This window comes from Actinomycetes bacterium, from assembly GCA_036000965.1.
GTDB lineage: Bacteria > Actinomycetota > CALGFH01 > CALGFH01 > CALGFH01 > DASYUT01.
This window is the reverse complement of sequence record DASYUT010000157.1, coordinates 1-7,736: the sequence shown is the minus strand read 5'-3', so window position 1 is coordinate 7,736 and position 7,736 is coordinate 1. Positions and strand designations below refer to the sequence as shown.

Here is a 7,736-nt window from a genome sequence, read left to right as displayed (position 1 = left end):
ACCCTACCTGACTATGAGCAGGGAAACCGGCTCGCTGAGTTTGCCATCGCAGAGTTGGATGTCGATGACGAGCAGCCTGTCGAGGTACGAGCGATTCTCGACCGGGTCGGCGCTCGGGTTGAGGACGTCCAATTGTCTGATCAGGGTATTCGCGGTGTGAGCCTTGCCGGGCCCGGCCACAGTCCGACATGCTTTGTGAACCTTAACTATCAATTCGGTCACAACGAGCAGGTAACGCGATTCACGCTCGCCCACGAACTGTGCCATCTGCTGTTCGACCGGTGGCGCGCCCGGCGACTGGCCGTCGCGTCGGGGCCGTGGGCGCCTCAGGATATCGAACGCAGAGCCAATGCATTCGCTGCGGCATTCCTAATGCCGCGCCCGCTGCTTGACCGGGCAGCCCGAGAGGTTGACGCGCCTTTTGGCTCCGTCGAGTGGCTGGTCGAGATGGCGGCCATTGCCAACACCAGCGCCTTAGCGACGCTGGAGCGGCTCGCTAATCTCGGTCTTCTCCCTGAGTTTAAGCGCGAAGCTCTCCGGTATGAACTGTTCAGGCGGACGGCGGACCTGCCAGCGGATAATGGCCCCCCAACGAACAGGTGATACCACAGTTCTGGTGACGTGGCGTCAACGCCTGCATCTTTTTCTCCGTCACGGCCGAGTAGTACCACTTGCCCATTGGGTCGCCGCTGACTGGCCCAGGGTAAAAGGCGCCGGCGCCGCAGAGCAGTCATTGTCTTCTTCGACGAGTCGGCACGGCGTCTCTCTGACCCCGATCGTGCGACGGCGATGCTAGCGGGCTCAAGGGCTGGTTCAGGACCTGCTGGTCGGGGGCACCTGCTCGACCGGGGCCTCGGGCTCGGACGTGAAGGGGCGGAGCGCCGCGACCAGGACGCCGGTGAGGCCGGCCCCGAGGCTCGCGCGCGCCAGCGGAAGCAGCCGGCGCAGCTCGGCTACCTCAGCCGGGGTGGGGCCGGGGGCGGCGGGGTCCCAGCTCGCCAGCCAGCAGCGCAGGAGCTGGCGGCCGGCCTCGGCCAGGTCAGGTTGCGGCTCCATGGCGGCGAGCAGGGCGAACCGGAGCCGCTGCCAGCGCCCGAGCCGTGCGAGCAGCGCCAGGCAGTGCCGACGGACGTGCCCGTGGCGGGTGGAGGTGCAAAGCGCCCAGAGCCGGTCCGGTCCGGCCTGCGCGACGCGCCGCCTGAGCCCGGACCGGGCCGCCCGCGACACGTCGGGATCCGGGTCGGCCAAGGCGGCCCGCAGCTCCCCGACCCGTGCGCCCGGGTCCAGCCGGGCCACCGCGCGGACCGCGGCCCGGCGCACGGCTGGGTCCGGGTCGGCCAGCCAGCGCCTGGCCAGCTCGGCGTCCCCGGCCGTGCCGGTCTCTCCGAGGCCGAGGAGGGCGACGGCCGGGTCGGGCCGACCCCCGAGGGCGGCCCGGTAGCGGCCGGCAACGTCCTCGCCCCGGGCCCGGAGCAGGCGCTGGGCGACGGTCCGCACGGCGGCCTGGTGGTCCAGCAACGCCTGGCGCAGCGTCTCGGGCGCCTCGTCCGGGAAGCGGGCGACGAGGGTCCGCAGGGCCCGCTGGCGCAGCCCGGCCACCGGCTGGCCGAGGAGGCGCTGGAGCAGCCGGCGGAGCTCGTCGCCTTCCAGCTGGTCCAGCGCGGTGTCGACGACGGTGGCGGCGGCCACGGCGTCGTCCTGGCCGAGGGCCGCCTCCAGGACCCCGGCCGGGTCATCCCATGGCATGGCGGCCAGCATGCGGGCTGCCGCTCGCCTCGTGGCGAGGTCGCCGGCCGCGAGGACCCTGACGACGTGGTGGCGGTGCTCCGGGTGCTCAAGCAGTCGCGCCGTCCAGGCCAGCACGGTGCCGGCCCGCTGGCCGGCGGCTAGGCGCTCGACCAGCGCCAGGTTGAGGGCGAGGGCCGGGATGTACCGCGGCTCCAGCCGGCGGGTCACTGCCGCCCGGGCGGCCCGGCGCACCTGCGGCACCCGGTCGCCCGTACGGACGAGCAGGTAGGAAAGGGCCTCGCCACCGCCAACGGCGTCGAGCTGGCGGACCGCCTCCTCGCGGACACGCCCGTCGGGATGCATGGCGGCTAGGGCGGCGGCCAGCAGCATCGGCGGTGCCGCCGCCCCGGGCGCCGTGCCCGCCCTCTCTGCGGAAAGCGGTCCGGTGCCGGCTGGCGGCCCGATCCGGACCCATCCGCCGACCGCCCCGGGCCCGGCGCGGCCGGTCCGGGGCCAGCGTCGGCGGACCTCGGTGTCGAGGCGTCGGAGCCGCGCCGGCGGCACGGCGGCCAGGAGCTGGCCGGCAGCATCGAGGGCGGCTGCCCGGATGGCCGGGTCGGGGCCGGCGGCCAGCTCGAGGAGGGACGGGATGGCCGCCGGCCCGCCCAGCTCGGCCGCGAGCCGGACGGCGCCGGGCCGCGTCCCGACCCTGTGCAGCTCGTCCACTGCCGCCTGCGCTTCCGGGCTGAGCTCCCAGCTGGTCATGCTTGCACGGTAGGGGGTGACGGCCGTCCCATCCAGCCAATTGCCGTGTGCCGCCGCCGCAGGTCCCGGACGTCAGATCGCGGCGGCGCCCCGGGCGGCCAGGGCGAGGCCGACGACCACGATCACCGAGGCGGTGGCGAGCGGCATGAGCCCGCTGGCGCGGGCGAGCCAGCCTGGCGTCGCAGCGGCCCATCGGCCGTCCACGGTCCGCCTGGCACGGACCAGGAGCAGCCCGATGCCGGTCAGGGTGCCTGCCATGCCGACCCCATAGGCGAGCACGAGGAGCACGCCGAACCAGGCGTGCCCGAGTGCGACGGCGCCGAGCAGGACGACCACGGCCGAGGGGCTGGGCACCAGTCCACCCGCGAACCCGAGGGTCACGAGCGCACGCCGACTGACCGGCCAGGCCCCCCGCTGCTTCTCCTCGGCGGGGACAGTTCCACCACGTCGCCCGTCTCCGCGCCCGTGTGCCTGTCCCAGGTCATGGCGGTCGTGCCCGGGCTCAGGGCCGTGGTGGTGATCGTGCCCGGATCCCGCGCGGTGATCGTGCCCGTCTCCGCGCCCGGCGCCATGCCTGTGGCCCTGGCCGGGGCGGGTGACCGCGCCATGCCCATGCCCATGAGGATGGCCGTGGGGATGATGGTGGTATCGGCCGCCGGTGATGGCGCGGCGGAGGAGGCCGACGCCGACCGCGGCCAGCAGCAGGCCGCTGGCCAGGCCGAGCCAGGGGTAGAGGCGTTCGGGTGCGACCACCCGGGAGGCCGTCAGCACGACCCCGAGGACGAGCACGCCGGCGGTGTGGGTCACGGTGATCGTGGCCCCGATCGTGACCGCCTGCCGGGCCTGCCCGTGCAGGCCGACCAGGTAGGCGGCCATCACGCTCTTGCCGTGCCCGGGCGCGAGCGCGTGGACGGCCCCGAGGACGGTCGCGAGCAGGACCGCGAACAGGGCGAAGCCGAGCGTGAGGTGCTGCCGGGCGACCAGGGCGGCGAAGGCCGCCGTGGCCCGGTCGACCGCCATGGGCGCCCGGCTGGTGCGGCCGGCCGCGGCCGGGGCCGCGCCCCCCCAGCGCGGCCCGCCTGGCCGGAACCGCACGGTGGCCTGGTCCTGGGCGAGCGGGGAGCGAAGCAGGTCCTTGGGGTAGGCGGTGAGCCGCGCGCTGGGGCTGCGGGCGGGCACGTCGGCCGCTTCCAGCGTCGTGCCGTCGCCCACCGCGGTGATCTCCCGCCAGCCCACCCGGCCGGCGAAGTTGCCATCGACGTACGCGAGCGTCCGTGCGCCAGCCCGGCCGCCGGCCGGCGCGGCCAGCGCACACTCGAGCCGGAGGGTGGCCAGGCCGCCCTGTCCGGGCGGGAAGGCGACCGTGCCGCCGGTGACCGCGAAGCGGAGCGCCTGCCCGTCGAGCCGGGCCTGGAGCCGGGCCGCGATGCCGTGGCACTCCCGGTCGCGCCAGGCGGCCGCCTCGGCGGCGCTCACCGTGCCGCCGCCGTCGACGTCAAGCTCCTGCCGGGTCTGGAAGGCCGGGATCTCCGCCATGTCGACCACGTAGTCGACCAGCACCCGGTCCGGCTGCACCCGCAGCCCGCTGTACTGGTTGATGGTGAACTTGCCGAGCGGGTGGGCGGCTGCGGCTGCCGCCGAGCCGAGCACGGTCGCCAGGGCGAGGACGGCGAGCACCACGGCCCGCCACTTCCAGGGACGCAGGACCCGGGGGTGGCGGATCGCCGGCTGCCGGAGCGCAGGCCTCTGGAGCCGCGGGTGCTGGACGTGCCGGTCGGGGCGCACCGCCGCAGCCGAGTGCCTGCGGCCGGCGGCGACGGCGACAGCGGTGGTGGCGGTGGCGGCAACAGCAGCGACGGCGGTGGCCGCGACGGCGGTGGCGGTGGGAGCGGTGGTGGCGGCGACGGCGGCGGCGGCGGTGGCGACGACGGCGGCGGCGGCGGTGGTGGCGACGGCGGCGGCGACGGTGGTGGTCGCGCCCGAGCGTTTCACCGGGACGCTCCCGGGGCCGGCAGCCGCAGGCCAAGCCGCGTGGCCAGGGCGAGAGCGGCGGTCTGCTCGCCCACGGTCTCGTACGCGTTGGTGAGGTACGGGTTGATGGCGAACGCCCTGGCCAGGTCATTGCGGGCCGGGCCGTCGAGCCCGAGGTCGGCCTCGACGGCGGCCAGGTGGTACCAGAGCACGGCGTCCCGGGTGCCCAGGCGCACCGCGGCCCGGGCGTGGGGGAGCGCCTCGCGGGCCCGTCCGGCCTGGCGCAGCGCCCAGGCCAGGGTGTCGTCGCCGTAGATGGTCGGGCGCTGGGCGCGGGCGCGGCGGGCCATGGCGACCGCCCGGGCCGGGTCGGCGCCCGGCTCGCGGGCGTGGTCGGCCTCGAAGCGGGCCAGCTCGAGGTCGACCACGACCCCGTTGGCGCGGTTCAGGGCCTCGGTCGCCCGGACCACGTCGTGCTGCCGCCTGGCGGCGGCACGGTCACCCAGGGCCTCCTCGACGTCGCCGAGCAGGGCCGCGGTGGCGGGGAGGGGCAGCCGCCGGACGAGCGGGCGGAGCAGGGCGGCGGCGCCGCGGAGGTCGCCGCGGGCGGCCGCGACCCGTGCCAGCCCCACCTCGGCGGGGGCGTAGCCGGGCGAGGCGGCGAGCACGCGCCGGTAGGCGGTCTCGGCGTCGCCGAGCCGCCCCGTGCCGAGCCACAGGTCGCCGAGGAGGGTGCGCACGTAGGCGACGTCCGCGACCGACCCGGCCCCGGCGGTCACTGCCTGCTCCATGGCGGCGACGGCGCCGTCGCTGTCGCCGTGCAGCTCGCGCAGGTAGGAGACGCGGGCCAGGCTGGCCAGGCCCGGACGGCGGTCGACCATCGCCTGGGCGGCCTCGGCGGCCGCGTCGTAGCGGCCGAGCTCGACCCGGGCGTCGACGACCACGCCGAGCGGCTCGGCGCCGTCGGGGTTGGCGGCGCGGGCGCGCTCACCCCAGGCGAGCGCGGCAGGGAAGTCGTGCCGGGCCAGGGCGAGCAGGCCGAGGGCGGTCATCGTGTCCGGCTGCCCGGGCGCCCTGGCCTGGCTCCGGCCGAGGGCCTCGGCGGCCCTGGTGAAGTAGCCGGGGTCGGCGCTCTCCCGGGCCCGGGCCAGGTAGGCGGCGCCGAGCCTGGTGAGCAGCCGGGGCTCGCCCGGCTGGTCGCGGAGCTGGGCCTGGAGGCGGGCCACGGTCGCCTCGGTGCCGGTTCCGGTGCTGCTGCCGGTGCCGGTCGCCACAGTGGCCTCGGTGCCGGTGCGGATCGGGGGGGCCGCGGGGACCGCGCCGCTGGTCCGGTCGCTGCCTGCCAGCGCGAAGCGGCCGAGGAGCATGCCGGCCAGGATCGTGATGATGGCCACGGTGACCAGCCGCCCGCTGCTCGACCCCTTCGGGAGGGGCCCGGCGGGGCGGGCCCCTCCCTTCAGGCGGGTCGTGCTACGAGCCAACTGCGTGATGGTCGTGGTCGTACCCCTGGTGGGGGGTGGCGACGTACGGGAACGAGGGCAGGAACGGCTTGTCGTTGGCCTGCACGCCGTCGGTGAGGATGTTGTTGGGCGAGATGTTGAAGGCGGGTGTGAACGGCGTGCCGCCGGCCAGGGCCCGCAGCTCGATGTCGGTCACGTCGTCGACCAGCCGGCGCCCGTTCGGGAAGCCGTCCAGCTGGCCGGCCAGCAGACCCAGCGGGTTCTGCTTCTCGAGCGGGGTGGGCGGGACGCCCATGTTGAGCCGGATCAGCTCGGCCGGCTTGACCTTCGGCGGCTGGTTCAGGCCGGGGATGCCGGTGAGGAAGATGGCGACGATGTCGTTGCGCGGCGCGGGCGGAACCTTCACGCCGGGGTAGAGGACGGGGATCAGCCGGGACGGCTCGGGGTCGGCGACGAAGCTGCCGAACTGCGCGTCGTCCTGCGGGTCGCTGGCGTTGAAACGGTCCTTCTTGCCCAGCGGGATGACGACCTCGTTGACCAGGGGCATGCCGAGCCGGGAGACCTGCACCCAGGGTCCGGCCGAGCTCGGCTGGTTGCCGCTGGCCGACAGCACCCGCACCTGGCGGCGCTGGCTGGTCGAGTAGACGCCGATGACCGCGTTGGGGTCCTTGGCGCCTATCTGGAGCGGCTTGCCGTCGGCGGTCAGCTCCTTGACGGGGACCTGCAGGACGACGCTGTGGGTGTTGTAGCCGCCCACGCCGTCCACGCCCTTGGCGGTGGGCAGCTTGATGAGGTGCGCCTGGTTGAGCGGGCGCAGCCCGAGCAGGTCGAAGGCCGAGCCGAGGTCGACGAAGAACGGGTCGTCACGCTGGCCGGCGAAGACCTTGCTGCCGTCCTCGAGGCTGTAGATGGCGGCCTTGGCCAGCGCCTGGTAGTTCGGCGTGGACCGGGGGCCGATGTTGACCGGCGGGGTGGCCAGGCCGCTCGCGACGACGGAGCGGAGCCCGTTCTTCACCTTTGCCACCGAGTAGGACTGGCGGATGTTGAAGTCGGGGTCGTCCAGCGACGTGATCGGGCCGGTGTTGTAGAGGAAGGTGTTGCGGTTCTGGATCCTGGTGCGGAACCGGAACTCGTATACGACGTCGTCGACCGCGTCACCGTTGTTGTCGACGTTGATGGTGTACTTGACATCGTCCCCGAACTTGTTGAAGTTGGGGCCCCCGGCCGGCTCCTCCAGCGGGATCCAGTTGGCGACGAAGGTGACCGTGTCGGGTCGGTCGGGGCTGACGAACGCGTAGGTGTCGGTGTTGTCGGCCACCGGGTCCTCGGAGATGAGGGGTGCCTCGCGGTGGCTCGACGCGCCCGACGGCGCGATGGCGGACAGCGAGGCCACGAGCGCGAGCGCCGTCACCGTGGTCCCCACCGCCGCGAGCTTGCGGAACCTGGACAAGTTCCTCCTCCTTGGAGGTGTCCGAGCCTGGCCAGTCGCCAGGGCCCGGACGGCTTGCTTGGACTGGTCGTTCCGGGTTCGGGAGCGTGGCCTCCTCTCCGGCCGGCTCTGCCGGCCGTCTAGTCGCTGGTGGTGCCGAGCACGCGCCAGGTGTCGCCGAGGGGGGCGACGACGACGGCGAACCGGATGCTCGGGCCCTGGACCGGGACGACCCGGGCCCAGGTCTGCACGTCGGACCCGAAGGCCGCGACGTAGGGCTGCAGGTCGGCGTCGTCCTCGAAGGCGCGGGCGCCGGCCGCCTTCCAGGTGCCGCGCTCGCGGCAGGGCGCCTGGGCCAGGTCGGCCGGGCCGACCAGGTCGGG

General features: G+C 74.8%; 6 protein-coding genes. 1 reads left to right on the top strand and 5 read right to left on the bottom strand.

Features of this window, described 5'->3' with window-relative positions:
- On the top strand, positions 1–603 hold a 603-nt coding region (locus VG276_13955; GenBank protein HEV8650474.1), incomplete at its 5' end, for an ImmA/IrrE family metallo-endopeptidase.
- A gap of 210 nt (positions 604–813) precedes the next feature.
- Here the strand turns inward: VG276_13955 and VG276_13950 are convergent.
- The 5 genes from VG276_13950 to VG276_13930 all read right to left on the bottom strand — a co-directional run.
- Entirely contained in the window at positions 814–2,493 is a 1,680-nt protein-coding gene (locus tag VG276_13950) for a HEAT repeat domain-containing protein (GenBank protein ID HEV8650473.1), read from the bottom strand.
- A gap of 72 nt (positions 2,494–2,565) precedes the next feature.
- Entirely contained in the window at positions 2,566–4,485 is a 1,920-nt protein-coding gene (locus VG276_13945; GenBank protein ID HEV8650472.1) for a hypothetical protein, read from the bottom strand.
- Positions 4,482–5,945 (bottom strand): tetratricopeptide repeat protein, encoded by a 1,464-nt coding sequence (locus VG276_13940; GenBank protein ID HEV8650471.1) that lies wholly within the window; start codon positions 5,943–5,945, stop codon positions 4,482–4,484. The genes VG276_13945 and VG276_13940 overlap by 4 nt, the downstream gene beginning before the upstream one ends.
- Positions 5,935–7,374 carry a DUF4331 domain-containing protein gene (locus VG276_13935; GenBank protein HEV8650470.1) on the bottom strand — a complete coding sequence of 480 codons (1,440 nt, stop codon included), beginning with the start codon at positions 7,372–7,374 and terminating at the stop codon, positions 5,935–5,937. Before VG276_13935 ends, VG276_13940 begins: the two co-directional genes overlap by 11 nt.
- A gap of 119 nt (positions 7,375–7,493) precedes the next feature.
- On the bottom strand, positions 7,494–7,736 hold a 243-nt coding region (locus VG276_13930; GenBank protein HEV8650469.1), incomplete at its 5' end, for a hypothetical protein.

Bases quoted from the DNA above. Each gene is read 5' to 3' on its own strand.
- VG276_13950 (HEV8650473.1), bottom strand. From the start codon at position 2,493: ATGACCAGCTGGGAGCTCAGCCCGGAAGCGCAGGCGGCAGTGGACGAG.